This window comes from Novosphingobium percolationis (assembly GCF_020179425.1).
Classification (GTDB): domain Bacteria; phylum Pseudomonadota; class Alphaproteobacteria; order Sphingomonadales; family Sphingomonadaceae; genus Novosphingobium; species Novosphingobium percolationis.
The window spans coordinates 420,710-446,759 of sequence record NZ_JAILYM010000002.1 but is presented as its reverse complement, the minus strand read 5'-3'; the positions used below and the strand labels follow the sequence as shown (position 1 = coordinate 446,759).

Annotated in this window: 25 protein-coding genes and 1 tRNA gene; 5 read left to right on the top strand and 21 right to left on the bottom strand. The window is 67.8% G+C overall.

Going from position 1 to position 26,050, the window contains the following annotated elements:
* Positions 1-6: 6 nt before the first annotated feature.
* From K3A84_RS06615 to K3A84_RS06600, 4 genes are all read right to left on the bottom strand, one after another.
* On the bottom strand, positions 7-654 hold the full coding sequence (locus tag K3A84_RS06615) for a glutathione S-transferase family protein (protein ID WP_263626150.1): 648 nt from the start codon (positions 652-654) through the stop codon (positions 7-9).
* Positions 654-1,142, bottom strand: coding sequence for a VOC family protein (locus K3A84_RS06610; RefSeq protein WP_225008535.1), 489 nt, complete (start codon positions 1,140-1,142; stop codon positions 654-656). Before K3A84_RS06610 ends, K3A84_RS06615 begins: the two co-directional genes overlap by 1 nt.
* Entirely contained in the window at positions 1,139-1,924 is a 786-nt protein-coding gene (locus K3A84_RS06605) for a VOC family protein (RefSeq protein WP_225008534.1), read from the bottom strand. The genes K3A84_RS06610 and K3A84_RS06605 overlap by 4 nt, the downstream gene beginning before the upstream one ends.
* A gap of 156 nt (positions 1,925-2,080) precedes the next feature.
* Positions 2,081-2,737: a glutathione S-transferase family protein gene (locus tag K3A84_RS06600; protein ID WP_225008533.1), complete on the bottom strand. Its 657-nt coding sequence runs from the start codon at positions 2,735-2,737 to the stop codon at positions 2,081-2,083.
* A 79-nt stretch (positions 2,738-2,816) separates the two neighbouring features.
* Between K3A84_RS06600 and K3A84_RS06595 the strand changes: the two genes are divergently transcribed.
* A complete protein-coding gene (locus tag K3A84_RS06595; RefSeq protein ID WP_225008532.1) occupies positions 2,817-3,797 on the top strand; it encodes an AAA family ATPase in 981 nt (326 codons plus the stop codon).
* A gap of 53 nt (positions 3,798-3,850) precedes the next feature.
* Here K3A84_RS06595 and K3A84_RS06590 read toward each other — a convergent pair whose 3' ends face one another.
* Genes K3A84_RS06590 through fmt form a run of 3 tightly spaced genes read right to left on the bottom strand, consistent with a single transcriptional unit; the run spans position 3,851 to position 6,626 of the window.
* On the bottom strand, positions 3,851-4,966 hold the full coding sequence (locus K3A84_RS06590; RefSeq protein WP_225008531.1) for a zinc-binding dehydrogenase: 1,116 nt from the start codon (positions 4,964-4,966) through the stop codon (positions 3,851-3,853).
* Positions 4,966-5,721, bottom strand: a complete 756-nt coding sequence (truA, locus tag K3A84_RS06585; protein ID WP_225008530.1) for a tRNA pseudouridine(38-40) synthase TruA — start codon at positions 5,719-5,721, stop codon at positions 4,966-4,968. Before truA ends, K3A84_RS06590 begins: the two co-directional genes overlap by 1 nt.
* A complete protein-coding gene (fmt, locus tag K3A84_RS06580; protein ID WP_225008529.1) occupies positions 5,718-6,626 on the bottom strand; it encodes a methionyl-tRNA formyltransferase in 909 nt (302 codons plus the stop codon). Before fmt ends, truA begins: the two co-directional genes overlap by 4 nt.
* Before the next feature lie 51 nt (positions 6,627-6,677).
* Between fmt and recR the strand changes: the two genes are divergently transcribed.
* From recR to K3A84_RS06560, 4 genes are all read left to right on the top strand, one after another.
* Positions 6,678-7,274: a recombination mediator RecR gene (gene recR / locus K3A84_RS06575; RefSeq protein WP_225008528.1), complete on the top strand. Its 597-nt coding sequence runs from the start codon at positions 6,678-6,680 to the stop codon at positions 7,272-7,274.
* A 106-nt stretch (positions 7,275-7,380) separates the two neighbouring features.
* On the top strand, positions 7,381-7,950 hold the full coding sequence (def, locus tag K3A84_RS06570) for a peptide deformylase (protein WP_225008527.1): 570 nt from the start codon (positions 7,381-7,383) through the stop codon (positions 7,948-7,950).
* 159 nt (positions 7,951-8,109) lie between these two features.
* Positions 8,110-9,648: a DNA recombination protein RmuC gene (gene rmuC, locus K3A84_RS06565; RefSeq protein ID WP_225008898.1), complete on the top strand. Its 1,539-nt coding sequence runs from the start codon at positions 8,110-8,112 to the stop codon at positions 9,646-9,648.
* A gap of 179 nt (positions 9,649-9,827) precedes the next feature.
* Positions 9,828-10,478, top strand: coding sequence for a hypothetical protein (locus K3A84_RS06560; RefSeq protein WP_225008526.1), 651 nt, complete (start codon positions 9,828-9,830; stop codon positions 10,476-10,478).
* A gap of 167 nt (positions 10,479-10,645) precedes the next feature.
* Here K3A84_RS06560 and K3A84_RS06555 read toward each other — a convergent pair whose 3' ends face one another.
* From K3A84_RS06555 to K3A84_RS06490, 14 genes are all read right to left on the bottom strand, one after another.
* Entirely contained in the window at positions 10,646-12,283 is a 1,638-nt protein-coding gene (locus tag K3A84_RS06555) for a family 43 glycosylhydrolase (protein WP_225008525.1), read from the bottom strand.
* A gap of 69 nt (positions 12,284-12,352) precedes the next feature.
* Entirely contained in the window at positions 12,353-13,036 is a 684-nt protein-coding gene (locus K3A84_RS06550) for a spermidine synthase family protein (protein ID WP_225008524.1), read from the bottom strand.
* A 37-nt stretch (positions 13,037-13,073) separates the two neighbouring features.
* Positions 13,074-13,991, bottom strand: coding sequence for an NAD-dependent epimerase/dehydratase family protein (locus tag K3A84_RS06545; protein ID WP_225008523.1), 918 nt, complete (start codon positions 13,989-13,991; stop codon positions 13,074-13,076).
* Entirely contained in the window at positions 13,991-15,124 is a 1,134-nt protein-coding gene (proB, locus tag K3A84_RS06540) for a glutamate 5-kinase (protein ID WP_225008522.1), read from the bottom strand. The genes K3A84_RS06545 and proB overlap by 1 nt, the downstream gene beginning before the upstream one ends.
* Before the next feature lie 93 nt (positions 15,125-15,217).
* Positions 15,218-16,279, bottom strand: a complete 1,062-nt coding sequence (obgE, locus tag K3A84_RS06535; RefSeq protein WP_225008521.1) for a GTPase ObgE — start codon at positions 16,277-16,279, stop codon at positions 15,218-15,220.
* A gap of 111 nt (positions 16,280-16,390) precedes the next feature.
* A tRNA-Ala gene (locus K3A84_RS06530) sits at positions 16,391-16,466 on the bottom strand.
* 115 nt (positions 16,467-16,581) lie between these two features.
* Positions 16,582-17,319: a hypothetical protein gene (locus K3A84_RS06525; RefSeq protein ID WP_225008520.1), complete on the bottom strand. Its 738-nt coding sequence runs from the start codon at positions 17,317-17,319 to the stop codon at positions 16,582-16,584.
* A 202-nt stretch (positions 17,320-17,521) separates the two neighbouring features.
* Positions 17,522-18,262, bottom strand: a complete 741-nt coding sequence (locus tag K3A84_RS06520) for a Bax inhibitor-1/YccA family protein (protein ID WP_225008519.1) — start codon at positions 18,260-18,262, stop codon at positions 17,522-17,524.
* Between the two features lie 123 nt (positions 18,263-18,385).
* Positions 18,386-19,186, bottom strand: a complete 801-nt coding sequence (gene proC, locus K3A84_RS06515; protein ID WP_225008518.1) for a pyrroline-5-carboxylate reductase — start codon at positions 19,184-19,186, stop codon at positions 18,386-18,388.
* A gap of 17 nt (positions 19,187-19,203) precedes the next feature.
* Positions 19,204-19,707 (bottom strand): type III secretion system chaperone family protein, encoded by a 504-nt coding sequence (locus K3A84_RS06510; protein WP_225008897.1) that lies wholly within the window; start codon positions 19,705-19,707, stop codon positions 19,204-19,206.
* A 177-nt stretch (positions 19,708-19,884) separates the two neighbouring features.
* Positions 19,885-21,900 (bottom strand): SPOR domain-containing protein, encoded by a 2,016-nt coding sequence (locus K3A84_RS20510; RefSeq protein ID WP_225008517.1) that lies wholly within the window; start codon positions 21,898-21,900, stop codon positions 19,885-19,887.
* Between the two features lie 199 nt (positions 21,901-22,099).
* Positions 22,100-23,590, bottom strand: a complete 1,491-nt coding sequence (gene ftsZ, locus K3A84_RS06500) for a cell division protein FtsZ (RefSeq protein ID WP_225008516.1) — start codon at positions 23,588-23,590, stop codon at positions 22,100-22,102.
* Positions 23,591-23,762: 172 nt separating this feature from the next.
* Entirely contained in the window at positions 23,763-25,046 is a 1,284-nt protein-coding gene (ftsA, locus tag K3A84_RS06495; protein WP_225008515.1) for a cell division protein FtsA, read from the bottom strand.
* 4 nt (positions 25,047-25,050) lie between these two features.
* Positions 25,051-26,046: a cell division protein FtsQ/DivIB gene (locus K3A84_RS06490; RefSeq protein ID WP_225008514.1), complete on the bottom strand. Its 996-nt coding sequence runs from the start codon at positions 26,044-26,046 to the stop codon at positions 25,051-25,053.
* Positions 26,047-26,050: the final 4 nt, after the last annotated feature.

The window sequence follows — 26,050 nt, the reverse complement described above, 5'->3', positions numbered from 1 at the left end:
GCCTCGTCAATCGCGGTCGGGCGCGCCGAGCGGGAAGTAATGGCGATAGGGCCGCGCGTCCTCGACGCAGCGCGAGACCGGCGGCAGCGCCAGCAAGTGCGCGCGCCACGCCTTGAGCCTTGCGCAGTCGTCGGGGATCGGCGCGACCCAATCGGCATAGAACAGCGCAGGCGCGGCGGCGCATTCGATCAGGCTGACACCGTCCGGCTGCGCATAGCCTTCGAGCCAGCCGTCGATCCAGCGATAGCTGCGATGCAGCCGCGCCTCGACCCGCGCGCGCATCGATTCGCCCAGCGTGCCCTCGCGCAGCACTTCATCGACGCTCTCCTGCATCGCGTTCATCACGTAGTTGTCGAAAACACGGTCGATCATGCGGGTGGCGATGGCCGCGTCGGGATCGATGGGCAGCAGCGGCGCAGGACCGGGATGGTGCCGCGCCAGATGTTCGATGATCACGCTCGCCTCGAACAGTTCGAGCGCCCCGTCGACCAGCAGCGGGAACTTGCCCTGCGGGCTTGCCGCCTGCACCCGCGCGCTGTTTTCGGGATGATCGGGCCCCACCTGCCTGAACGTGAAGGGCGTGACATTGGCATAGAGCGCGATCAGCGCCTTCCACGTATACGATGAAAAAGGATGGCCATAGAGGTCTAGCATCACGCCGCTCCCGCCCTTGCCGCCTCGATCGCGGCGATGTCGATCTTGCCCATGGTCATCATTGCCTCGAACACGCGCTTGCGCGCGGCGGGGTCGGGATCGGCCATGCCATTGGTCAGCGCGCGCGGGGTGATCTGCCACGAAAGGCCCCACTTGTCCTTGCACCAGCCGCACGCTGATTCCTGCCCGCCATTGCCGATAATGGCGTTCCAGTAGCGGTCGGTTTCAGACTGCGAATCGGTCGCCACCTGAAACGAGAACGCCTCGCTGTGCCTGAACATCGGCCCGCCATTGAGCCCGACGCAGGGCAGGCCCAGCACGGTGAACTCCACCGTCAGCACGTTGCCCTCGCGCCCGTCGGGATAGTCGGACGGGGCGCGCATCACCGCGCCGACCGTGCTGTTCGGGAAGGTCTGCGCATAGAACGTCGCGGCGTCGAAGGCGTCGCCCTCGTACCACAGGCACAGCGTGACCGGCGCCGCGCTCACTGTCCGCCCACCACGCCGAAGGCCGCGCCCTGCGGATCCGTGGCAGCGACGACCCAGTTGCCGGTCGGCACCTGGTGCGGCCCCATCAGCACGGTTCCGCCGGCCGCTTCGATCGCGGCCTTGGCGGCGCTGGCCGAAGGGACGCCGAAATAGGTCAGCCACGAAGGCGGCCGCGCCGGGTCCATGAGCGGCATCACCGCGCCCACTTGCTGGCCGTCGAAATCGATGAAGTCGTAGTTTCCCGCCGGGCCCATCGGCATGAACGTGTTGAATTCAAAGCCGAAGTGCCGGGCATAGAATGCCTTGGCCGCGGCAGGATCGCTCGTCGCCAGCTCGTTCCAGCGCGCGTGCTGCACGCCGTCGGCGTTGAAGGCGTGCGATTGCCCATCGGGGCTGCCTTCGGGCGGGCGAGGCTGCATAAGGTAGAAGGCTGCGCCCTGCGGATCGGTGAGCATGGCAAAGCTGCCCTCGGCAATGTCGGTGCGGGGCATCAGCACATGCGCGCCATCGCCTTCCAGCGCGGCGAGGCCGACAGCGAAGTCCGCCACCGCGAGGTAGGGCACCCACGCGGGCCGCGCGCCGTCCGCCTGCATCTGCGCGGTCAGCGGCAGCAGCCCGCCGGTCGGGCCGCCATCGCTGCGCACGATCATGCGATAGTCCATCGGCGAGGACGGATCGGGCGCCGACACGCTCCAGCCGATGACCTTGCCGTAAAAGTCCGCCGCGCTCGACGCGTCGGTGGTCATCAGTTCATACCAGCAGAACGGAACCGGACGGGACATGGCCGCTTCTCCCCAGCTTTTGGTCTGGGGGCAGCCTGTCACGGAATCGGGTCAGGTCAAGGACAGTCGGCCAGGGGCGTGCCCTGCCTGCGACGGGGCGTGCTGGCCCGAGCCCACCCCGCCCGCAAGCGGGAGGGGGCAGGCTCAAGACCGCGATCACCCCTCCGCCAGCGCCATGATCCGCTTGGCGAAGGCGTCTTCCTGCTCGGCCACCGCGGCCCATGAAGGCCGCGCCTTCACGCGTTCGTACCACGCCGCCGTTTTGGGCCGCGCCGCCGCATCGATGCCTAGGCCCACGTATTCGATCGAGCGGAACAGCGCCGCGACCGAGATATCGGCCAGCGTGAAGTCCGCGCCCATCAGCCAGCCCTCGGACGGCACCACGCTTTCGAGCCAGTCGGTCCAGCGCGGCAGTTCGGCCTCGCCCTGCGCGGCCACGGCTTCATCGCCGCCGACCTTCAGCAGCTTGGGGCCAACCAGCCGGTTGAACAGCACCTTGAGCCCCGCACCGCCGAGCACGGTATCGCCAAACTCGTCGAAGAACATCACCCGGCCCAGCCCTTGCGGGTCCTGCGGGATCAGGCGCGGTTCGGGATACTTGGCATCGAGGTAGAGCGCGATGGCCGACGAATCGGCCAGCGTGAAGCCATCGTCGTCGATCGCGGGAATCTTCCCCAAGGGGCTGGCGGCGAGGAAATCGGGATCGCCGCTGCCCGGCCCGCCGCGCGCCAGTTCCCAGGAAATGCCCTTTTCCGTAGCGACAACCGCGATCTTGCGCACGAACGGCGAAATCAGCGCACCGTAAAGCTTCATCGAATTTCTCCCCTCAAGACCAAAAACCTCTCCCAAAGATTATTGCAGGCCTCGGCCCGCGCGTATAGGCGAAGAGGCGATGAGCGAGATTCCGACCAATCACGCGACGACGCTGCTCGCCGCGCCCGACACCGAGATCGACGTCCGCGAGACGTTCGGCATCGACATCGACATGAAGGTTCCGGCCTTCTCGGCGGCGGACGAGCGCGTCCCCGACCGAGACGGCAGCTACGTGTTCGATCCGGACACCACGCTGGCGATCCTCGCGGGCTTTGCCTACAACCGCCGCGTGATGGTCCAGGGCTATCACGGCACGGGCAAGTCGACCCACATCGAACAGGTCGCCGCGCGACTCAACTGGCCCTGCATCCGCATCAACCTCGACGCGCACATCAGCCGCATCGACCTGATCGGACGCGACGCGATCGTGCTGCGCGATGGGCTGCAGGTCACCGAATTCCGCGAAGGCCTGCTGCCCTGGGCGCTGCAGACGCCGACCGCGCTCGTGTTCGACGAATACGACGCAGGGCGCCCGGACGTTATGTTCGTGATCCAGCGCGTGCTGGAAACCGAAGGCAAGCTCACGCTGCTCGACCAGAACCGCGTGATCCGCCCCAACAAGTGGTTCCGCCTGTTCGCCACGGCCAACACCGTGGGCCTGGGTGACACCAGCGGCCTCTACCACGGCACGCAGGCGATCAACCAGGGCCAGATGGACCGCTGGAACCTCGTCGTCGCGCTCAACTACCTGCCCGCCGACACCGAGATCGCGGTCGTCACCGGCAAGGTGCCGGGCCTCGATCCCGCGCTGATCGCGCAGATGGTCCGCGTGGCCGACTTCACACGCAAGGGCTTCATCGGCGGCGACATTTCCACGGTGATGAGCCCGCGCACGGTCATCAGCTGGGCGCAGAATACGCAGATCTTCAACGACGCGGGCTTCGCCTTCCGCCTGTCGTTCCTCAACAAGTGCGACGAGACCGAGCGCGTGCTGGTGGCCGAATACTACCAGCGCGTCTTCGGCAAGGACCTGCCCGAAAGCGTCGTCGCCAAGGCGTGAGCTTACAAGCACAGAAAAAGGGCGCTCGCCGTGTGCGAGCGCCCTTTTTTGTGTCAGCCCTGCGGCGTGATCAGGTACTTCTCGCCCGTGCGGCGGGCATTGTATTCCAGCACCGCGTCCCTGGTCAGCGCCTGTTCCAGCGTCACGCGCGCCTTGTAGTGGCTGGCGAAGGTGGTGGTGATCTCAGCCAGCACGCGCGCGCGCATCTTGTCGACGACTTCTGCCCCCAGCTTGCCCATCCACGGCGTCAGCAGCCAGCCCGAAACGTCCCACACGAACCCGAAGTTGCGCGTCAGCACGGTCGGCGACAGGTCGAGCGCGCCATAGATGAAGGCGCGCTTTTCCGCGTTCGAACCATAGCGGCTGTAGGCGGCGCCCGAATTGGCCACCTGTTCCATCACCGACAGGATCTGGCTGACGAGCTTGCCCCCGCCGATCGCGTCGAACGCCATCGTCGCCTTGGTCGCATCGATCGCGGCGGCAAGGTCGTCGAGGAAGCTGTCCTTCGAGCTGTCGACCACGTGTTCCGCACCAATGCCCTTCAACAGCGCGACCTGCGCGTCGTTGCGCACGATATTCACCAGCGGGATGCCATCGGCCTGGCAGATCTTCACCAGCATCTGGCCCAGGTTCGACGCCGCCGCCGTGTGCACCAGCGCCGAATGCCCGTGATACCGCATCGTCTCGGTAAAGCTGAGCGCGGTCAGCGGGTTGACGAAGGCCGAGGCCCCCGTTTCCGAGCTGACGCCTTCGGGCAGTTCAAGGCACATCCGCGCATCGGCCAGCGCATGGCTGGCATACATCCCGCCGGGGAAGCAGGTCACGCGCTTGCCCAGCAGCGCCTGCGCCACAGGGTCTTCGCCCGCCGCGACCACCAGACCCGCACCTTCGTTGCCGGCGGGCATCGCCATGCCGTAGCGCGCCTTCATCGCGCGCAGTGCAGGTTCCGGCATCTGCGCCACCAGCTTGCCGGGCGAATAGACCGCGTTTTCAACATCGGCGGGGCCGAACAGCAGGCCAAGGTCGGACGGGTTGATCGGGGCCGCCTCGACCTGGATCAGCACCTGGGAACCGGTGGGGGCGGGAAAGCTGTGTTCCGCCACCTCGACGGTCAGCGTGCCGTTCTCTTCCAGCGTCGTCAGCAGTTGTTGGCCGCGCACATCAGACATCACGATTCTCCCGGATAGATCGCTTTTACGAAATACAGGCCATCGGGTGGCGCATTCAGTCCCAATTTGCAACGGTTCCGCGCAGCGAGCGCCGCGCCGACATCGCCCACCGCCCAGTGGCCCTGCCCCACCAGCGCAAGACACCCCACCATCGAGCGCACCTGACGGTGCAGGAAACTGCGCGCCGCCGCCTCGATGACGATGTGATCGCCTTCCCGCCGCACGTCGAGCCGGTCCAGCGTCTTGACCGGGCTTGCCGCCTGGCAGTGGACCGACCGGAACGTGGTGAAATCGTGGTGCCCGACCAGCGCCTGCGCCGCCTCGTGCATGGCATCGGCATCGAGCGGCCGCGCGATCCGCCAGGCGCGCGATGCTTCCAGCGTCAACGGCGCGCGGCGATTGGCGATGCGATATTCGTAGGCCCGGCCCACGCACGAAAAGCGCGCGTGCCAGTCCTCTGCCACCTCGACGCAATCGAGCACCGCCACCGCGTGGCCCGCCAGTCGCAAGCGCGCGTTGATCGCTTCGGACAGACGGAAGGGCGAAAGCTGTGTCTCACTATCGAAATGCGCGCGCATGGCGAGCGCATGGACGCCGGTGTCCGTCCGTCCCGCCGCGTGCAGCGTGACGGGATGGCCGACGACCGATTCGGCTGCCTCCTCCACCGCCTGCTGCACGCTCGGCCCGTGCCCCTGCCGCTGAAAGCCCATGTAGGGCGTCCCGTCCCATTCGAGCGTGAGCGCGAAGCGGGTCATCCGTTCAGCACCGTTCCGGCTGCAATCGCCCGCCCGCGCAGCAAGGCCGCCGTTTCCATCGCGGGCCGTCCGGCGCGCTGCACCAGTGTCGGTTGCAAGGCACCTTGCCCGCAGGCGATCGTCAGCTCTTCGTCCAGCACCGTCCCCGGCGCGCCCTCGCCTGCGGCCACGTCCGCTGCCAGCACGCGATAGCGTTCCCCCTCCAGCTCGAAGAACGCGCCCGGCGCGGGCGCGAAGGCGCGCACCTGCCGTTCGACCTCCAGCGCAGGACGCGCGAAATCCAGCCGACTCTCCGCCTTGTCGATCTTGTGCGCATAGGTCACGCCGTCCTCGGGCTGCACCACCGGCGGGTACGCGCCAAGGTCGGCCAGCACCTCGACCATCAGCGCGGCACCCTTCCCGGCGAGCTCGGCGGTCAGGTCGCCTGCGCTCTTGCCATCGACCGGCGTTGCCACCGTCGCCAGCATCGGCCCGGTATCCAGCCCCCGCTCCATCTGCATGATCGTCACGCCCGTCATGGCATCGCCTGCCAGAATCGCGCGCTGCACCGGCGCTGCTCCGCGCCAGCGCGGCAGCAGCGAGCCGTGCACGTTCAGGCACCCGAGCTTCGGCGCATCGAGCACCGCCTGCGGCAGGATCAGCCCATAAGCGGCGACCACCGCGACATCGGCCTCCAGCGCGGCAAAGGCCGCCTGCTCCTCCGCCCCCTTCAGCGAGACGGGATATCGCACCTCGATGCCATGCGCCTCGGCGGCCAGCTGCACGGGCGAGGCCTGCAGCTTCTTGCCCCGGCCCGCCGGGCGCGGCGGCTGGCTGTAGCTCGCCACGATCTCGTGCCCCGCTGCAACCAGCGCCTCCAGCGTCGGCACCGCGAAGTCCGGGGTTCCCATGAAGACGATCCGCATCGCTGTTCAAAAAGCCTTTCGTTTGCTGCGCCTGGCCCTATCTGTGCAGACATGGCATCGCAAGAGATCGAGGCGCTGGCCGGCGCCCTCGCCCGCCTTCCCGGCCTCGGCCCCCGTTCCGCCCGCCGCGCCGTGCTGTGGCTGATCAAGCGCCGTGAAACCGCGCTCGACCAGCTGGTCGGCGCGTTGCAGGTCGTGCGCGATGCCCTCGTCGAATGCGATGCTTGCGGCAACGTCGATACCACCAACCCTTGCGGCATCTGTGCCGACCCGCGCCGCGATGCCCGCGCGATCTGCGTGGTCGAGGAAGTGGCCGACCTCTGGGCGCTGGATCGCGCGCGCCTGTTCACCGGGCGCTATCACGTCCTCGGCGGTCGCCTCTCCGCCTTGGAAGGCGTGCGCCCGGAAGACCTCGCCATCGGCAGGCTGCTCGACCGCGTGGCGGCGGGCGGCATCGACGAAGTGGTCCTCGCCATGAACGCCACGTTGGAAGGCCAGACCACCGCGCACTACATCGCCGAACGGCTGGAAGCCTTGCCCGTGCGCGTCACCCAGCTCGCCCACGGGTTGCCGGTGGGCGGCGAACTCGACTACCTCGACGAAGGCACGCTGGCACAGGCGCTGCGGGCAAGGCGGCCCATCAGCTGACTTCGCACTTCCCCGCCCGCAGGCGGAAGGGGTCAGGTGTGGGCAGCACCAAAGCGCAGCGTTTGTGGGCCTTGCGACTCCAACACAAGCCGCTTATCTGCGCCTCATGGCCATTCTCGAAATCCTCGAAGTCCCCGATCCGCGGCTCAAGCAGATCTCGGTCCCCGTCGACACCTTCGACGACCAGTTGCGCACGCTCGTCGACGACATGTTCGAGACGATGTACCATGCCCCCGGCATCGGTCTCGCCGCGATCCAGGTCGGCATTCCGTTGCGCGTGCTGGTGATCGACCTCCAGCCCGATGACCCGGACGCCGAACCCGAGGTGTGCCACAGCCACGGCGGCCATCATCACACGCACCAGCCGACCAAGCGCGAACCGCGGGTGTTCATCAACCCCGAGATCCTCGATCCCTCGGAAGAGCACACCGTCTATTCCGAAGGCTGCCTTTCGGTGCCCGAAATCTACGCCGACGTCGAACGCCCCTCGCGCATCCGCGCGCGCTGGCAGGACCTCGACGGCAAGGTGCACGAAGAAGAGATGGAGGGCCTCATGGCCACCTGCCTCCAGCACGAGATGGACCACCTCGAAGGCGTGCTGTTCATCGACCACCTCTCGCGCCTCAAGCGCCAGATGGCGCTGAAGAAGCTCGACAAGCTGCGCAAGGTTGCCTGATCTTCGTTCCGGGTGGCGTTTGCACGCCGCCCGGTGCCGTTCACGCACCCTCAGGTGTCGTTCTACCCCCTTTCGGCGTCTTTCAGGTCACGCTTGCCACGCGGCCTGATTTGCGTTTAAGTTCACGCTTCGTTCTAGCGGAGCCTGACCTTGGAATCGATGCCCTCCTTTGCTGTCTTCCTGCTCGGCGCGACCGTTGTCGGCTTCATCGTCGGCTGGTTTCTGGGCGGGCGCCCGGTGGCTGACTGGCAGGCGCGCCACGCCGCGCGCGATGGCGAGGCCAAGGCGCATGAGGCCACGGTCAAGGCCATGGCGGTGGACCTTGCCACCCAGTCCGAACGGCTCAAGCTGCTCGACCAGGTGAGCGGAGACCTGACCGCGATCCGCGCCGAGCGCGATGCCCTTGCCACCAGCCTCGCGACCGCGCAGCAGCGCGCCGCCGACGCCGATGCTACGCGCGCGGAACTGGTCGAAACCCGCGCTTCGCGTGAGGCGCTTCGCGCCGAACTGGCCGCGCTCAAGGCCGATGCCGAAAACTTCGCCGAACAGAAGCGCCTGCTGGTCCAAGCGCAGGAAGCCTTGCGCAAGGAGTTCGAAAACGCGGGCAACAAGGTGCTGGAAAAGGCGCAGGAAGCCTTCCTCCACCGCGCCCATGCCCGCTTCGAGGAAAGCGAGAAGACCAGCGCCGAACGGCTCAAGGCCCTGCTCGCCCCGGTCGACCAGCGGCTCAAGAGCTATGAGGAACAGGTCGGCAAGCTGGAGAAGGACCGCGTCGATGCTTTCGGCAATCTCGCCGGGATCATCGAGGAAATGCGCAAGGGGCAGGAAGACGTGAAGCGCGAGGCCCAGCGCCTTGGCAATTCGCTGACCAACGCGCCCAAGGCCCGTGGCCGCTGGGGCGAACGCGCGCTCCAGAACGTGCTCGAACAGTGCGGGCTGTCCGAACATACCGATTTCAACCTCGAACACTCGCTCGACACCGACGAAGGGCGCCTGCGCCCCGATGCGATCGTGCATGTGCCCGGACAGAAGCAACTGGTGATCGACGCCAAGGTCTCGCTCAACGCCTATCAGGCCGCGTTCGAGGCGAACGACGATGCCGAGCGCAAGCGCCAGCTCGACCTGCACGCGCGCTCGATGCGCAACCATGTGCAGACGCTGGGGGCCAAATCCTATCAAAGCCAGTTCAAGGACGCGCCCGACTATGTCGTGATGTTCGTGCCGGGCGAACATTTCGTGTCAGCCGCGCTCGAACACGATCCGACGCTGTGGGATTTTGCCTTCAGCAACAAGGTTTTGCTGGCAACCCCGACCAACCTCGTCGCGATTGCCCGCACCGTGGCGCTAGTCTGGACGCAAGACAAGCTGGCCCGCGAAGCCGCCGAAATCGGCCGGTTGGGGGCCGAGATCTACGACCGCATGGCCACCGCTGGCGAACACCTCAAGCGCGTCGGCTCGGGCCTCGAAAGCGCGGTCAGCAATTACAACAAGTTCGTGGGCAGCTTCGAACGCAACGTGCTGTCCTCGGGCCGCAAGCTGCGCGACAAGGGCATCCAGATCGGCAAGCGCGAGATCGAGGACGTGCCGCTGGTCGAGACAAGTCCGCGCTATGGTGATAGCGTTGTGGAACCGGCGGCGCTCCCCGTGATTGACGATGCGGCAGCGACGACGGGTCGACCAGTGGAGGACGCGGTATAATTCGTATCGGGGACAATGAGCTGGCCCGCATCGCGACCACCGTCGCCCTGGCCTGCCTCTTCCTGCTGACCGCGTGCGACCGGCAGCCCGATACCCCGTCCGATGTTCCGTCCGATGCCTTGTCGGATGCTGCGGCCACATCGTCCGACGTGGCGAGCGATGCGCCGCCAGGGCCGCAGGTGACCGGGTCCGCAACCGCTGTTCCGGCGACCGCTGCCCCCGCCGCGGAGGAAAGCGACACGCCCGCCGTGCGCGCGGCCATGCACTACCGCCCGCAGAACGAGTGCGCCGGGCTGCCTGGCTTTGCTGCTTTTCGCAGCAAGCTGTCCGATGCCGTCACCCGGCGCGACGCCGCCGCGCTCGGCCAGCTTGCCGCAAGCGACGTCACGCTTGACTATGGTGGCGGCCACGGTCGCGACGAACTGGTTCGCCGCCTTTCAGGCGATTCCGCCCCGGCTTTGTGGGCTGATCTCGCCACGATCCTGTCGCTGGGCTGCGATACCCGCGACGGGCTCGCCGTGCTGCCGTGGTTCTTCTGGAATGTGCCGGAAAGCCTCGATCCGGGAGAGACCATGCTGGCCGTGGGCCCGGCCATCGCCTTGCTGGCCACGCCCTCGGCCAGCGCCGAGCCGCTCGCCACGCTCGATTGGGAGATGGTCAGCCTGCTGCCCGGTTTCGATCCGGCGCGGCGCTTCACCCATGTCGCGGCCGACGGCGGCTTGCGCGGTTATGTCGAGACGCGCGCGCTGCGCAGCGTCCTTGCCCGCCGGGTGATCGTCGAGCAGCGCGACGGTCAGTGGCAGGTCAGCGCCGTCGTCGCGGGCGATTGAAGCCGGCCGCACGGGGTTGCATTTCGGCGTGTCCTGATGCATTTTACTAACTAAGGTTTTGAACTATTCCGACCTAAGGTATAGGATCACGACCAGAGGCGATGTGTCGCCCATACCCCAACACTGAGGCGGCCGGCCCCCCATTACCCCGCGCCGCCTCTCCTTTTTCAGCCCGCCCCCTGATCAAGCGCGCGATAGCGGAAGTCGCGGAACCGCACGACGCCTTCGCCGCAAGCAAACAGTGCCGGGCGCAGCGACGACAGATCGTCCACGGTGTTGGCGTTGTAGCCCGAAACTTCGCTGCGCACGCCGTGCCGCGTCCATGCCTTGCCGTCCACGCTGTAGAAGAACGTGACGATGTTCTCCTGATTGACGATCTTCAGGAACAGCCGCCGCACGGCGGGGGCAGGTTCGGGCCAGTAGCTGGCGCGCCCGCCGCGCCAGGTGGTCATGCGGGCGCCATCGTGCCCCATGCCCAGGAACAGCCGGTCGTTATAGAACAGCAGCAGCCCGCCCTGCGCGGTGCCGGACAATTCGATCTCGACGGCAATCTCGTAGCTGCGATCCCCGACCAGTTGCGTCAGCGGCGCGCAATCGGCGGGTGAGGTTCCCTTGGCGGTCAGTTCCAGCGCGCCACCGATGAACCGCGCCCGCGCGCGTTCCTGCGGAGTGGCGCCATAGAACGACCAGCGCGTGCCGAAGGCCGGCCCTGCGAAATCGTCGGAGCGGGCAATGCCGTGGTCGCCGCCGCTGCGCCCGGTGGGCATCGGCAAGGGCTTCGACAGGTCCCCGCCCAGCGCCACGGGCCAGCCTTGCGCATCCCACGCCATCGGCTCGACCAGCGTCTGCCGCCCCAGCGTGCGCATTCCGTTTTCGTAGCCGTGGTAGACCATGCACCACTGCCCACCCGGCCCTGCGACCATCGTGGCGTGCCCGCGCGACCACCACGCCTCATTCGCGCTGCGCGTGCGCACGATGGGGTTGTGCGGGCAATCGGTCCACGGCCCGTGGATCGAACGCGACCGCGCCACCGTGACCATGTGCCCGGTCGGCGGGCCGCCGGTGCCGCCAACGGCGGTGACGAGGTAGAACCAGTCGCCACGCCGGAACAGTTTCGGACCTTCGAGCGCAAAGGCCTCGACCACCCAGTCATCGGGGAAATGCCAGCCGTCATAGACCTTTTCGACCGGGCCATCGGTGGCAAGGCCATCGTCGGTCAGGCATACACGGCTGACGCCCGACAGGAACAGGTAGCGCTTGCCGTCTTCCCCCACGATGTGGCCGGGATCGATCAATCCGCCGATGTTCAGGTCCACAGGCTCGCTCCACGGTCCCGCCATGCTCTCGGCATGGATCACGTAGATGTTGGCGAAACTCTTGAGTCCTTTCGACCACGGCGCGGCCATGAACGGGATGTAGATGTAATAGCGCCCGTCGTGCTTGGCGATATCGACCGCAAAGACCGTGCCCAGCGGCTTGTCGAGGGCGGAGCAGAGCGGCGTCCAGTTGATCAGGTCGCGCGAATGCCAGATCACCAGCCCCGGCGCGGCGTCGAAGCTGGAATGGGTCATGTAGTAGTCGTCGCCGTCCTTGAGGATCGACGGATCGGGATAGTCGCCCGCCATGACCGGGTTGCGATACCAGCCGTTGCCGAGATCGGCGCGGCGCTGGCCCTCGATCCCGGCGCGCCATGGCGCTGGGGCCTTCGCCGCGCCGGAGGGAGCGGCCAATGCGGGCACGCCACCCGTCAATCCCGCTCCGACGCCCAATCCCAGCCCGGTCAGAGCTTCCCGCCGCGTCGCCATGCCATCTCCCCAGCCATATCAGAATTATCGTTCTGATTAACGCGCGGGAGCGGCCTTGGCAATTGACGATCAATCCGGGCGGGCGAACCAGATCAGGTGGCGCGGCCCCTTGCCGTTGGTGCGGGCGCGGACGACGATTTCCTCGACCGCGAAGCCTGCTTCCTCCAGCCGTCGCGTGAACCGCGGATCGGGCGCGGCCGACCACACCGCCAGCACGCCTCCGGGCGCCAGCGCATCGCGCGCCGCGCGCAGGCCCCGGCTCGAATAGATCCGGCCGTTTTCGTAGCGGACGAGGCCGTCGGGCCCGTTGTCGACATCGAGCAGGATCGCATCGTACCCGCCCGGCATCTCGCGCCGGGCCATGGCGATGGCATCGGACACATCGCCCATGCGCAAGGTGACGCGGCGATCATCGAGACACCCTGCGGCCAGGTCAGCCATCGGCCCGCGTGCCCATTCGATGATTTCCGGCACCAGTTCGGCGACCATGATCTCCGCCTGCGGCCCCAGAGCTGCCAGCGCCGCGCGCAAGGTGAAGCCCATGCCGTAGCCACCGATCAGCAGCTTCGCGTCCTTCTTGCCGCCAAGCCGCGCCAGGCTTTCCACCGCCAGCGCGACTTCCGAGCCGCTCATGCGGCTGCTCATCAGTTCGTTGTGGCCGAGCACGATCATGAAATCGCGGTCGTGGCGATAGAGCTTCAGTTCGGCGCCGTCAGGCACTTGCGCCGTGCCGATGTGTTCGCGCTGGATCATTGCCCGTTCTTCCCCGATCGCCCGTATTCTGTTGTCGTCATAGCCAGCCCGCCTCGCGATACCATGCCGCCGTCGCGTGCAGCCCCATGCGCGTTTCCACCTGCGGCTTCCACAAGGCGGGCGGCGGCTGGTTGCCTTCGCCCGCCATCCAGTCGGGGTGGCACATGTAGCCGACGCGGTCCTGCGTCAGCTTGGCGCGCTCCTTGCGGAAGAAGCGGTCGGCTTTCGCGCCGAAGCGCAGCAGGCCGGGCGAAAGCGACATCGGCGTGACCCGACGCCCCACCGCCACGCCGATGGCGCGGGCAAGGCCATGGTGCGTCCATCCGCCGGGCTGGCCGTCGTCGGGCTCGAAAGTGCGGGACGTGACATCCTCGCCACCCGGCAGCAGCGCCAGCAGCAGGCGGGCAAGATCGGCCACATGGATGATCGACAGCTTGCCTTCGGGCGGCAAGGGCATGAACCCGCGCTTCGCCAGCTTGAACAGTTCGAGCATCTCGGTATCGCGCGGGCCATAGACCGCGGGCGGACGCACCACCGTCCAGTCGAGCGGCGCAGCGGTGACGAGGCGTTCCCCCTTCAACTTGCTGGCGCCGTAGAGCGAGAGCTGCGGCTCGCGCGCGGACAGCGAGGAGACGTGGACGAGACGCGGCACGCCCGCGCGCAGGGCAGCATCAACCACGTTCAACGTGCCCGTGACGTTGCCTGCGATGAAGCCTGCTTCATCGGGCGCGTTCACCACGCCGGCGATGTGGACCACCACGGTCGCGCGGCCCACCAAGCGGCGCAGCGCGGCCTTGTCACCCAGATCGCCCTGCACCCACTCGACCCCCGCGCGCGGTTCTTGCGGGCGGCGGGCGAGCGCGCGCACTTCCAGCCCCTGTCGCCGCGCCAGATCGAGCACCGCCTGCCCGACGAACCCCGTTGCGCCGGTCAGCGCCAGCAGGTCTGCGCCCATCAGAGCAGGACCATCTGATCGCGATGGATCAACGCGGAGCGCGGCGCATAGCCCAGGATATCCTCGTGCTCGGCGCTCTGGCGGCCCATGATCGCAGCGCATTCGGCGGCATCGTATTCGGACAGGCCGCGCGCCAGCGTCGCGCCGTCAGGGCCGAGCACGGCGACGGCATCGCCACGCTGGAAATCGCCATCGATCGCGGTGACGCCCGCCGCCAGCAGGCTGGAGCCGCGCGCCAGCGCCGCCGCCGCGCCCGCATCGACATGGACTTGCCCACGCAGCCGCATCCTGCCGCCGAGCCAGGCCTTGCGCGCCTGCTTGCGACCGCGCGGCAGGAACAGCGTGCCGCGATCCGAAGCCAGCGCCGTGCCCACGGGCGACGTCGGCTGGCCATCCATGATGGCGAGCGCCATTCCGGCGAACTCGGCGATTTCGGCGGCTTGCAGCTTGCTGGTCATGCCGCCCGAACCGAGGCCAGAGGACGACCCGCCAGTGGCCATGGCGTGGATCTCCGGCGTCACGCCGCGCACCACGGGGATGCGCACGGCGCCAGGCTGGCGCGGATCGCGGTCATAAAGGCCGTCGATATCGGAAAGCAGCAGCACCGCCTTGGCGCCCGCCGCCTGCCCCACGCGCGCGGCCAGCCGGTCGTTGTCGCCGAAGCGGATTTCGTTGGTGGCCACGGTGTCGTTCTCGTTGATCACCGGCACCGCCCCCGCCGCCAGCAGCGTGCCGAGCGTAGCGGTGACATTGAGGTAGCGCCGCCGGTCTTCCAGATCTTCCAGCGTCAGCAGCACTTGCGCGGCGGTGAGGCCATGCCCTGCCAGCAATTCGGCCCAAAGCCCCGCCAGCGCGATCTGGCCGACGGCGGCGGCGGCCTGCGCGTCCGACAGGCTGCCACGCCCGCCCTTGGCGAGCCCCAGCTTGCGCGCGCCCAGCGCGATCGCGCCCGAGGAGACGACGATCACTTCCTGTCCGCGCGCGCGCATGGCGGCGATTTCGGCGACGAGCGCGGCCAGCCATTCGCGGCGCGGCTGCCCGTCCTTGCCCACCAGCAGGGCGGAACCCACTTTCACCACCAGTCGCGGACAAGTGGCGGAATCGGCGAGGTGGGACAGCTGCGTGATCTTCATGGTCGCGCGGGCTTAGGTGAATTGTGACGCAAGGTGAAGGGCGGTTCGGGCGGCGCGAGGCACGTCCCGGCGTTCCTCATCCGAACGCCCGCATCATCCCAACGGAGACCAGGGCTTGCGATCTTCCTCTTCCTCGACCTCGCCCGAGGGGCGTTCGGTGACGGTCGCGGCGGGCAGGTAGTCGAGCACCGCGTCGAGCAGCGCATCGATGCCCTTGCCCGTCGCGCCCGAGATCGGGAACACCTGATCGGCGCCTGCTTCGAGCAGTTCGGCGCTGAAGGCCTGCACCAGCTCCTTGTCGACGAGGTCGATCTTGTTGAGCACAACCAGGCGCGGCTTCTCGTCCAGGCCGGCACCATAGGCTTCGAGTTCACCCTCGACGATGTGCATCGCCTCGACCGGGTCGGTCTCGCTGTGGATGTCGATCAGGTGGATCAGCACGCGGCAGCGCTCGATATGGCCGAGGAAGCGATCGCCGATCCCGGCGCCATCCGCCGCGCCTTCGATCAGGCCGGGAATGTCGGCCAGCACGAATTCGCGGTTGCGGTGGCTGACGACGCCCAGCTGCGGGCGCGTGGTGGTGAAGGCATAGGCCCCGACCTTGGCCTTGGTGTTGGTGATCTGGTTGATGAAGGTGGACTTGCCCGCGTTGGGCAGGCCGACCAGCCCCGCATCGGCCAGCAGCTTGAGCCGCAGCCAGACGTACATTTCCGCACCCGGCCAGCCCGGCCCGCACTGGCGCGGCGCGCGGTTGGTCGATGTCCTGTAAGACAGGTTGCCACGACCGCCATCGCCGCCGCGCAGCAGGACTTCGCGCTGGCCCGCCTCGACAAGATCGAGCAGCACCGTCTCGCGATCGTCGTCGAGCACTTGCGTGCCCACCGGCACCTTGATGACGAGATCCCGGCCGCCCGCCCCCGTGCGGTTCGAGCCCGCGCCGCCCAGGCCGCGCTGCGCCTTGAAGTGCTGGGTATAGCGGAAGTCGATCAGGGTGTTGAGGCCCGCGACGGCTTCGAAGATGATATCGCCGCCCTTGCCGCCGTTGCCGCCGTCAGGGCCGCCGTACTGGATGTATTTCTCGCGCCGGAAGCTGACCGCACCGGGGCCACCCGCGCCGGAGCGGACGAAGATCTTGGCCTGGTCGAGAAAATGCATGGGTTCAGCAATCCGGGAAGAGAAAGAGCTATTTGGGCCGCCCCGCCCCTGACGGCAAGGCTATTCCCAAAACCGAAAAGGCCGCCGGTGGTCCGGCGGCCTTTCGAGACCTGGTGGAGCCGAGGGGGATCGAACCCCTGACCTCGTCATTGCGAACGACGCGCTCTCCCAGCTGAGCTACGGCCCCGTTCCAGAATCTTCCCGCCGGCGCTTCGCAAGAAGCATCCGTCGGGAGCGCGGCCCTTAGCGCAAGGGTCGCGACCTTGCCAAGAGCAAAAATGACTTTTTCGGGCGAAGGACGCTCAGAGCGCCCCGCCCTTCTCGGTCGCGCCGGGCAGCACGATTGCCGGGGCAACCGCAGCCGACGGCGCACCGAACCCGGCGCCGCCGGTCTGCGCAGAAGCCGCCTGGCCGTACTGCGCATCCCACGCGGCCAGATCGGCGCGGTACTTTTCATAGCGACGGTAGAAGTCGTCGAACACGACCTCGATGTTGGGCAGGTTCAGCACCGCAAAGCCCTGGAGATCCGCAGGCTTGACCGTCATGCCGTCGCGACTGACCGCCAGCACCGCGTCGCAGAAGTCCGACAGCGTCGGCGGCAGCGCGAAGTGGTTGTAGACCGCAGTCATGTACTGTTCGCGCGGTGCGATGAACTTGGTCCCGTACTTCTTGCGGAACTCGGCATCGACCGTCTTGTTGGCGCTGGTCAGCACCTTGGCGTTCGAGGTGAGGAACGCGCGATAGCGCACGAGGATATCGGCATGACGGGGCGCGCTGCAGTTGAGCGCGGCAACGTTGTAGGCCGAACGCAGGTTCCACAGCGCCTGCGCGGGGCTGATGTTGCGATTGACCGACTGGCGAAGGCCCACCCCATCGACCGGCGGGATCGCCAGGGTGTTGGCCGCGCCATTGGGCGGAGTGGGGCGCGGCGGGATCACCACGACCTTGGGCGGCGGCGGAGGCGGCGGAGGCGGCGGTGGCGGCGCCTTGGCGCAGGAAGCAAGCGCCAGCGCCAGCACACTGGCAGCCACGAGCGGCATGGAACGGACGAACGCGGCAGGGCGCGGCAAGAACGACATCGAAATTCCCCCGAAGGCGTGGGCAGCCGCCGAATTGGCGTTCCGCAACAAGGCCTTCTCCGGATTGAAGCGCAATCCTAACCGTATTGCGCAGCAAAGAAAATGCCCGGCAAGCCGCCTTGGCCTGCCGGGCATCGCATTTTCAGATCGGAACCCGATGCGTTCAGCGGCGATCGCCCATGAACTGCAGCAGGAACGTGAACATGTTGATGAAGTCGAGATACAGCGTCAGCGCGCCCATCACCACGGCCTTGCCCGCGAAATCGGTGCCCGCGAGGTAGGCGTACTGGTCCTTGAGGCGCTGCGTGTCATAGGCGGTGAGACCGGCGAAGATCAGCACACCCAGGAAGCTGATGCCCCAGGCAAGGCCCGGCGACTGCAGGAAGATGTTGATCAGCGACGCGATCAGGATGCCGACCAGGCCCATGATCAGGAACGTGCCCATCCCCGACAGGCTCTTCTGCGTGGTGTAGCCGAACAGGCTGAGACCAGCAAAGGCACCTGCCGTGGCGAAGAACGTCGCCGCGATCGAAGGGCCGGTGTAGACGAAGAAGATCGACGACAGCGACATGCCCATCACGATGCTGAAGGCCCAGAACAGGCCGCGCACCGCGTTGGTGGACAAGCGGTTGATGCCAAAGCTCATCACCATCACGAAGCCGAGCGGCGCCAGCGCCACCAGCCAGCGCAGCGGCGTGCCGAACACGGCGGCAGCAGCGCCGGTCGTCGCGAACAGCAGCGCGACGATGCCCGACAGCAGGATGCCCGAGGCCATGTAGTTGTAGATCGACAGCATGTAGCGCCGCAGGCCCGCGTCGAAGACCTCGCTGCGGCTGGTGGCGCCCGAAAGGCTCGGAGACGCGCCGAAGCCCGTCCGGGGCTGAGGGTCGTTCCAGTTTGCCATAATGCTCGTTTCACTCCAGTGCGGAACCGGGATCGGCTCCAATGGAGTGAATATCGCCCTTGGGCCTTCCGGATTCAAGCGAAACCGGAATGTCCGGTTTGTGACAAAATGTACAAGCGCCGCTCAACCGGCGGCGCGTGCCATTTCCGTCATCTCGGCGCTGCGGTCGCGAGCGGCGCGCAAGGTGTCTTCCATCAGCCGCAGCAGGCGCTCGTCGGCATCGAGCACGTCGAGCCCTTTCTGCGTGGTGCCGCCGGGGCTCGCCACGCGCCGGGCGAGTTCCCCCGGTCCATAAGGCGATTGCGCCGCCAGCAGCGCCGCGCCCTCGACCATGGCGAGCGCCAGCCGGTCGGCCTGTTCGCGCGGCAGGCCAAGGTTCGCTGCGCCCTGCGCCAGCGTATCAATCACGCGGTAGACGAAGGCCGGGCCGGAGCCTGCCAGCGCGGTGACAAGGTCCATCTGGTCCTCGCCCGAGAGCCATTCGGCCTTCCCCAGCGGCGCCATCAGGCGGTCGGTCTGCGCCCTGGCCTCGCCCGTCGCATCACCCACCAGCGCGATAGGGGACTTGCCCAGCGCGGCGGAAAGGTTGGGCATCACGCGCACGATCGCACCCGCCTGCGGAAAGGCCTTGCGCAGCGTGGCCATGTCGACGCCCGCAAGGATCGACAGCAACAGCGTGCCGGGGCCGACATGCGGCCCCACCGCAGCGACCGCATCGGGCAATTGCTGGGGTTTGAAGCCCAGCATCACCACGTCGGCCGGCGCTTCCCCGTCGGGAGCCTCGGCCAGCAGCCGCACGCCATCGGGCGCGGCTTGCAGGAAAGGGTCAACCACGGTGAAGTCGCCCGCCGCAAGGCCGCCCGCCAGCCACCCGGCAAGCATCGCTCCGCCCATGTTGCCGCAACCGAACTGGAGGAAACGCATCGGACTGCTCCTGAAACTCAAGCCTCGCCCGCCGCATCGACCAGCGCGCTGGCGAGCGCGTCGGCGGGGCTCTTGTCACCCCACAGGATGAACTGGAAGGCGGGATAGAAACGGTCGCATTCGTCGATCGCCGCCTCGATCGCGGTCTGCGCCTGGCCGAGACTGAGCAGGCCGTCATCGCCGAGCATCAGCGCGTGGCGGTACAGCAGTACCGAGCCGTTCGACCACACGTCGAAGTGCCCCAGCCAGACCTGCTCGTTGATCAGCGCCATCACCTCGTAGACCGCGGCGCGCTTGTCATCGGGCACGCGGATGTCAGGCAGGCAGAGGATCTGCAGCACGTGGTCCTCGGTCCGCCAGACGCAGCGCACCTGATAGGTCGCCCACGATCCCTGGATCTCGCCGTGGATCTCGTCATCGGAAACGAACTCGCACGGCCAGCCGCGGGCTTCGAACAGCGAGGCGAGCATATCGACGGGCGCCGCATCGTCGCGTTCGCTGTCGTCGTGGCCGGTCCGCATCATCGCTCTCCGGGGCCGGAGCCCATGGCGGCAGGAGGATCCTGCCGCGCGTTCAACGGTTCCATCGCGGAGTGCGCGCCGTTGAACAATTGCAGGTTAACAGCCGCTTGGGCAAAACTACACAAGGCTGTGCAAAAGCTGTGGACAGGGGGTGGAGGACGTCGCGCCGCGGCGCCTTCAGTCGAGCGACAATGTATCGACCGGCTGGCCCGCCGGGCTGGTCCACTGATAGCTGGAAACGCCGCTCTTTTTCAGCGCCTTGACGAAATCCTGCGCCGCCGCGTCGCTCTCGAACGGGCCGGTCAGCAGGCGGAAATTGCTGCGCCAGGGACTGATGTAGGGCTTGCGCCCCTTCAGCGCAGGCGCATCCTTGACGAGCTTGCGCCATTCCTTGCCCATGACCTCGTCGTTCCCGCCGCTCAGCACCTGCACCCAGATGCGGCTGGGGTGCGAAGGCTTGGCCGCCTTGCCCTTTTCGGCCTTGGTATCCTTCGCCGACTTTGCGTCCTTCGCATCCTTGCCGGACTTTGCGTCCTTCGGGTCCTTCGTGGTCTTGGAATCCTTGGCGTTCTTGTCCGCCTTGGCGTTCTTCGCCTTGGGATCGAGTTCAGCCACCCGCACTTCGCGTTCGGTCACGCGTGAAACGGCGGTTGGCGCATCGGGGCGCTCGCCACGCGGGTCAGGCCGCGCCGTCGTGGCCTTGGCTTCCTTGGCCGGGATCGCAGCGACCTTGGGCGTAACCACGGCCTGCGCAGGGCGACCGGGCCGGATCGTCGACAGATCGACCGCCGGACGCTGGGCCTGTTGCTCCGCCTCGGGCGCCTTGAAGCTGTCGAACAAGGCGCTGAAATCGTTGGCGGGCGGCGGGGTGGCAACGGCAACGCTGACGGGCTTGGGCTGGGGCGGAACCGGCGCGGGCTGGGCAGGCGCTGGTTGCAGAGCTGCCGTTGGTGCTGTCTGGGTCGACGCCACCGGCACGGGAGCGAGCACGGACGGCGCAGGCGAAGGACGCGCCGCGGCGGGCGGCGGCATGTCGATGCGCGCCAGCGGATAGGGCTGCGGTGCCGCTTGCGGTCCCGGCGTCCGCGCAAGGTCGAAACCGGGCGCGGATGTCCCGGCCAGCCCGGAGGCTGGCGACGCAGCCTGCGCCATCCGCACCGGCTGTGGAACGGGTGCTGGCGTCGGCTGCACGACCGCCTGCGGCACCGCTTGCACCACGGGGGTCGACACCAGGCGAGGCGCTGCGGCCATGGCCAGCGTCGCCGCAGTCGGCTGGGCAGGCAACGGGGCAACGGTCGGCGAGGCCTGCAACGGAGCCTGCGCCACGGCCTGCACGCGATCGGGCCGGCGCCGCTTGTCGCGGCTTGGCGCATCGCGACTGGCGAGTTGCTTGCCCTTGCCGCCCAGCGGCTCACCCGCGGGCGTCAGGGCCGTGTCGACCTTGGGCGCGCGCGGATGCAGCGCGGCATACTGCACGATGCGCGGATCGTCGCGACCGATATCCGCCGCGCGCGGGAAGTGGCCGAGGTTGGCCGCCGCCGCTTGTTGCGCCGGGGTCAGCCGCGCCATGAAGCGCAAGTAGGGCGCGATCCCGCCCGCCAGTTCCTGCGGCATCGAGGCATAGGCTACCGACACCGCCTCCTCCGTGCTGCCGGTGATGGCCATGATGAAGGTGCGCACGCGCCATGCTGCCCGATCCTGTCGCTGGATCAGTGGCGCGATCGTGGCTTCCGCGCCGCGCCGGTCGCCTGCAATCGCCAGGCTGAGCGCGTAACGACGAAGCACTTCATCGCTGGAACCGCGTGCCAGCGCGAACTGGTAATAGCGCTGCGCCGCCGCATTGTCGCCGACGAGGTCGTAGGCAAGGCCCCGGTCGGCCGCGATCGCCCCGATGTCCGCGCCCGCGCGTTCGGCGTCGTCGAAATAGGTGATGGCGTCGAGCGGTTTGTCGGCGCGCAGCATGGCGGTGCCGATCTGCGCCTTGACCTGCCCGTTGCCCGGCGCAACCTCGTTGGCGCGCGTGAAAAATCCGATGGCCGCATCGGTATCACCCAACTGCAGTGCCGCCGAGCCTGCATCGAGCAGCGCGGTCAGGTTGCGCGGATCGCGCGCCAGCCGGGTCAAGGCCGCATTGAGCGCCTGTCCGGGCGAGGTCGCGCCCGCCGTCGTCGGCTGGACGACCGGCTGTGACACCACCGCGGGCTGCGCAAGCACCGCGACGGGCGCCATCAGCGCGCAAGCGACAAGAACCAGAGGGCGGGACGACATTCGGGAGACTCGGCGCATCATCGTGCCGACCCCATAGCGGCGTGGAGATTAAGCGCAGACAACACGCTATCGCTGCGCAACGGGCGGGCGCACACCATTGCTGGCAGCGCGCCCGCCATCGCGGTTACTGGTTGTTCTGGCGACCGAGGAATCGCGGAATGCTGAGCGATCCGCCGTCGTCCTGGTCGTCCTCGTCCGCGTTGCGCGAAGCCCCGCGCGAAAGGTTGGCCATGCGTTCGAACAGCGTGCTGCCGGTCGAAGGACGCGGCGCGGCAGGCGGAACCTGCGCACCACGGCCCACGCGGGGCGCGAAGGCGTCTTCTTCGGCCGCACCGAGTTGCAGTTCATCGGCCGGAGCCGCCACAGGAGCGGCGGGCGCGGCTGCCGGCGCGGGCTCGGTCTGTTCCTCGCTGAGATCAAGCGTCAGGTCGAGCGGCTCCTCCGCTTCGGGTTCGAGACCGGCGAAGCCGGGCTGCGCCACCGGCGCGGCAGGCTCGGGCGCGGGCGGAGCGGCGACCGGCGCGGGCGCAGGCTCTGCCTGGATCACCGGAGCCGCGCCGGTGCGGGCAGGCGCCGCGCCGGGGAAGGCCGGCCCGCGCGAGGCCCCGGGGATCGCAGCGGGACGCGCGGCGATCTCGGCCATTTCGGCGCTCTGCTCGATCCCGGTGGCAACCACCGAGACGCGGATCTTGCCGTCGAGGTCCGGGTTGAACGCCGAGCCCCAGATGATGTTGGCGTTGGGATCGACCAGTTCGCGGATGTGGTTGGCCGCTTCATCGACTTCGAGCAGCTTCATGTCGTCGCCACCGATGATCGAGATGATCACGCCCTTGGCGCCCTGCATCGACACGCCGTCGAGCAGCGGGTTGGCAATGGCGCGTTCGGCCGCTTCCAGCGCGCGGTTCGGGCCATCGCCCTCGCCCGTGCCCATCATGGCCTTGCCCATCTCGCCCATGACCGAGCGCACGTCGGCGAAGTCGAGGTTGATCAGGCCGGGCATGACCATCAGGTCGGTAATCGAGCGCACGCCCTGCTGCAGCACTTCGTCGGCCAGCTGGAACGCTTCCTTGAAGGTCGTTTCGGCCTTGGCCACCAGGAACAGGTTCTGGTTGGGAATGACGATCAGCGTATCGACGTGCTTCTGCAGCTCCTCGATCCCGCTGTCGGCGCTGCGCATGCGGCGCGTGCCTTCGAACAGGAACGGCTTGGTCACCACCCCCACGGTCAGCACGCCCTTGCGGCGCGCTGCCTCGGCGATGACCGGCGCGGCGCCGGTGCCGGTGCCGCCGCCCATGCCGGCGGCGATGAACACCATGTGCACGCCATCGAGCGCGCGTTCGATGTCTTCAAGCGTTTCTTCGGCCGCGGCCCGGCCCACTTCGGGCCGCGCGCCCGCGCCCAGCCCTTGCGTGATGTCGGGACCCAGCTGGATGCGCGTGTCCGCGATCGAGTTGTTGAGCGCCTGCGCATCGGTGTTGACGACGATGAAGTCGACGCCTTCGATCCCCGCGCGGATCATGTTGGCGATGGCGTTGCCGCCCGCGCCGCCCACGCCGATCACCGTGATGCGGGGCCGAAGCTCGTCGATCGCCGGCGGGCCGATGTTGATGCTCATGTCGGTCTCTCCCTCAAGGGGTCAGATGGGTTGCGCGGCGCGTTCGACGCCACGATGCAGCTTGCCCAATCTTTGGCACACATCGTTTCGTCGAATCAAAGTTAAAGTCGGCTTTTCCACAGGATGCAGTGGCGAAATGCTCCGGATTCCGGCCAATCCGGGCGCGTCGGCTTCAGAAGTAGTTACGCAGCGCCTCCCACACGCGCCGGACCAGCTTCATGCCCGTGTACCGATGCTCGCCGGGGCGCCAGCCTGGCCCCACCGCGCGGATGTCGACCGGGTCCGCCGCAGCATAGAGCACCAGCCCCACCAGCGTCGATGAACTGGGCGTCGCATGGCCCGGCGGCAGGCCCAGCATGGTCGGGGGCGAGCCGATCCGCACCGGCCGCCCCAGCGCGCCTTGCGCGAAATCGGCCAGGCCGGGCAGTTGCGCGCCGCCGCCCGTCAGCACCACCTGCTGCCCGCTCTGCCCGGTAAAGCCCATGGCCTTCAGCGCCTTGGACACTTCTTCGGTGAAGCGCCCCAGCTGCTGGGTGATCACCGAGATCAGCTCGGCGCGCGGAATGCGGTTCTTGTCGTCGGCATGCCGCGCGATCGGCCCGCCTTCGGGATCGCCGGGTGCGTTGACCGGGATCATCTCGCGATGGTCGGCCGGGCTCGCGATGGCCGAGCCCGACATGCATTTCAGCCGCTCGGCCTGGTAGCGCCGGATGCCGAAGGCGCTGGCGACCGCATCGGTGATGTCGCCCGAACCGAACGGGATAACCTGCATCCCCAGCAGCATGCCCGCCGCATAGACCGACACCGTGGTCACTTCTGCGCCGAATTCGACCAGCGCCACGCCCAGTTCGCGCTCTTCCGGCGTCAGGCAGGCATGGCCCGCCGCGACGGGCGAGCCGACCACGGCCTCAACCTTCAGGTGCGCGTTCTCGACCGTTTCCTTGATGTTGCGGATCGGCGCGCCGTCGGCCAGCATCACGTGGATATCGACCGCCAGCCGCTCAGCGTGCAACCCCTTGGGATTTGGCACGCCATGCGCGCCGTCGAGCGTGTAGTGCGCTGGCTGGGCGTGCAGCACGGTACGCCCGTCGGGCTGGATCACCTCGCGCCCGGCGACGAGCAGGTGCTCGATATCGTCCTGCTCAATGCGGCGACCGCCGACCTCGACCTCGACCTTGGCGGTGGTGCTGGCAAGCCCAGCGCCCGAACAGCCGATCCACACCGATTGTACGCTGGCATTGGCCATCTTCTCGGCGCGCTCAATCGCGTCGCGTACCGAATGGGTGGCGGCCTGCATGTCGGTGACATAGCCGCGCTTGATCCCCTGGCTGGCGCGGTGGCCAGAGCCCAGCACGACCATTTCGCCCGTTTCGGACAGGCCCGCGATCATCGCAGAGGTGCGAAACGAGCCGAGATTGACGGCGGCAAAGACTTTGGTGATGCGCGGCACGGCCATGGCGTCAGTCCCGCGCGGTCGCGACAGGCTTGGGCACGATCGCGGCGCTGGTGGCGGCGACCTGCTGCTTCTTCGCCTCGGTCTTGGCCTGCGCGGCAGCCTTCTGCTGCGCGACGAGTTCGTCGGCATGGCCCGGCACGCGCAAGTAGATGCGATCGTGCGCGCGCATGTCGAATGCCGCCACGCGCCCGCCGAGCAGGCGGTCGACGCCATCCATCCGCGCAAATGTCACCAGCGCGGCGGCGGACTGGTCTTCGCCTTCGGGCAGCGCCAGCACCTGCCCGGTCTTGAAGGTGAGGTTCCAGCGGCGGTTGCCGATCCATTCGGCCTCGGCCACCTGCGGCTTGAGCGCGGGCGCGGCCTCCAGCAGCTTGCCCAGATCCTCCACCCGCTGTTCCGCGCCCTGACCGGACAGCACGAACATGCCCCGGGCCTTGTCCCGGCTGACCGGTTCGAGTTCATGGCCCGTCTCGTCGATCAGCATCAGCCGGTCGCCATCGCGCATCACCGCGTGCGGGCTGCGTTCGACCACGTCGACCACCAGCGTATCGGGCAGCTGGCGTGACACGCGCGCATCCTTGACCCAGGGAAGCTGCAGCAGCCCTTCGCGCAAAGTCGCCAGATCGAGCCGGCTCATCGCCTGATCGCGCTGGCCCAGAACGTGTTCATAGATCGTCTGCTGGTTCATGCGGTTGACGCCGCGCACTTCCACGCGCTTCACCTCGAAACCCGATCCCGCCGCCACCTGCGCCAGCTTGTCCTCGGCCAGCGCGGGCACGCCGGCAAAGCTTGCGATGGTCCACGCGATCGCCGCCGCGCCGCCAAGGATGCCGGTGAGAACCACGCGATGCAGCGCCTCGTCGCTGAACGGCAGCCAGCGGCGCGCCTGGCCGATGGCAGTGCCGGTCTGCTTCTTGGCGGTGGCAACCTTGGCCTTCGCGCCCTTGGCCGCAGCCGCCCGCCGCACGCCCTTGCCGCCTCGCCGGATCGTCTGCGCCATGGCG

Bases quoted from the DNA above. Each gene is read 5' to 3' on its own strand.
- K3A84_RS06510 (WP_225008897.1), bottom strand. From the start codon at position 19,707: ATGCGGACCGGCCACGACGACAGCGAACGCGACGATGCGGCGCCCGTC.
- ftsA (WP_225008515.1), bottom strand. From the start codon at position 25,046: ATGGCCGTGCCGCGCATCACCAAAGTCTTTGCCGCCGTCAATCTCGGC.
- fmt (WP_225008529.1), bottom strand. From the start codon at position 6,626: ATGCGGATCGTCTTCATGGGAACCCCGGACTTCGCGGTGCCGACGCTG.
- K3A84_RS06550 (WP_225008524.1), bottom strand. From the start codon at position 13,036: ATGATCCAGCGCGAACACATCGGCACGGCGCAAGTGCCTGACGGCGCC.
- K3A84_RS06520 (WP_225008519.1), bottom strand. From the start codon at position 18,262: ATGGCAAACTGGAACGACCCTCAGCCCCGGACGGGCTTCGGCGCGTCT.
- K3A84_RS06525 (WP_225008520.1), bottom strand. From the start codon at position 17,319: ATGCCGCTCGTGGCTGCCAGTGTGCTGGCGCTGGCGCTTGCTTCCTGC.
- K3A84_RS06605 (WP_225008534.1), bottom strand. From the start codon at position 1,924: ATGTCCCGTCCGGTTCCGTTCTGCTGGTATGAACTGATGACCACCGAC.
- proC (WP_225008518.1), bottom strand. From the start codon at position 19,186: ATGCGTTTCCTCCAGTTCGGTTGCGGCAACATGGGCGGAGCGATGCTT.
- K3A84_RS06595 (WP_225008532.1), top strand. From the start codon at position 2,817: ATGAGCGAGATTCCGACCAATCACGCGACGACGCTGCTCGCCGCGCCC.
- recR (WP_225008528.1), top strand. From the start codon at position 6,678: ATGGCATCGCAAGAGATCGAGGCGCTGGCCGGCGCCCTCGCCCGCCTT.
- rmuC (WP_225008898.1), top strand. From the start codon at position 8,110: ATGCCCTCCTTTGCTGTCTTCCTGCTCGGCGCGACCGTTGTCGGCTTC.
- K3A84_RS06490 (WP_225008514.1), bottom strand. From the start codon at position 26,046: ATGGCGCAGACGATCCGGCGAGGCGGCAAGGGCGTGCGGCGGGCGGCT.
- def (WP_225008527.1), top strand. From the start codon at position 7,381: ATGGCCATTCTCGAAATCCTCGAAGTCCCCGATCCGCGGCTCAAGCAG.
- K3A84_RS06545 (WP_225008523.1), bottom strand. From the start codon at position 13,991: ATGGGCGCAGACCTGCTGGCGCTGACCGGCGCAACGGGGTTCGTCGGG.
- K3A84_RS06600 (WP_225008533.1), bottom strand. From the start codon at position 2,737: ATGAAGCTTTACGGTGCGCTGATTTCGCCGTTCGTGCGCAAGATCGCG.
- K3A84_RS06555 (WP_225008525.1), bottom strand. From the start codon at position 12,283: ATGGCGACGCGGCGGGAAGCTCTGACCGGGCTGGGATTGGGCGTCGGA.
- K3A84_RS06615 (WP_263626150.1), bottom strand. From the start codon at position 654: ATGCTAGACCTCTATGGCCATCCTTTTTCATCGTATACGTGGAAGGCG.
- ftsZ (WP_225008516.1), bottom strand. From the start codon at position 23,590: ATGAGCATCAACATCGGCCCGCCGGCGATCGACGAGCTTCGGCCCCGC.
- obgE (WP_225008521.1), bottom strand. From the start codon at position 16,279: ATGCATTTTCTCGACCAGGCCAAGATCTTCGTCCGCTCCGGCGCGGGT.
- K3A84_RS06590 (WP_225008531.1), bottom strand. From the start codon at position 4,966: ATGTCTGATGTGCGCGGCCAACAACTGCTGACGACGCTGGAAGAGAAC.
- proB (WP_225008522.1), bottom strand. From the start codon at position 15,124: ATGAAGATCACGCAGCTGTCCCACCTCGCCGATTCCGCCACTTGTCCG.
- truA (WP_225008530.1), bottom strand. From the start codon at position 5,721: ATGACCCGCTTCGCGCTCACGCTCGAATGGGACGGGACGCCCTACATG.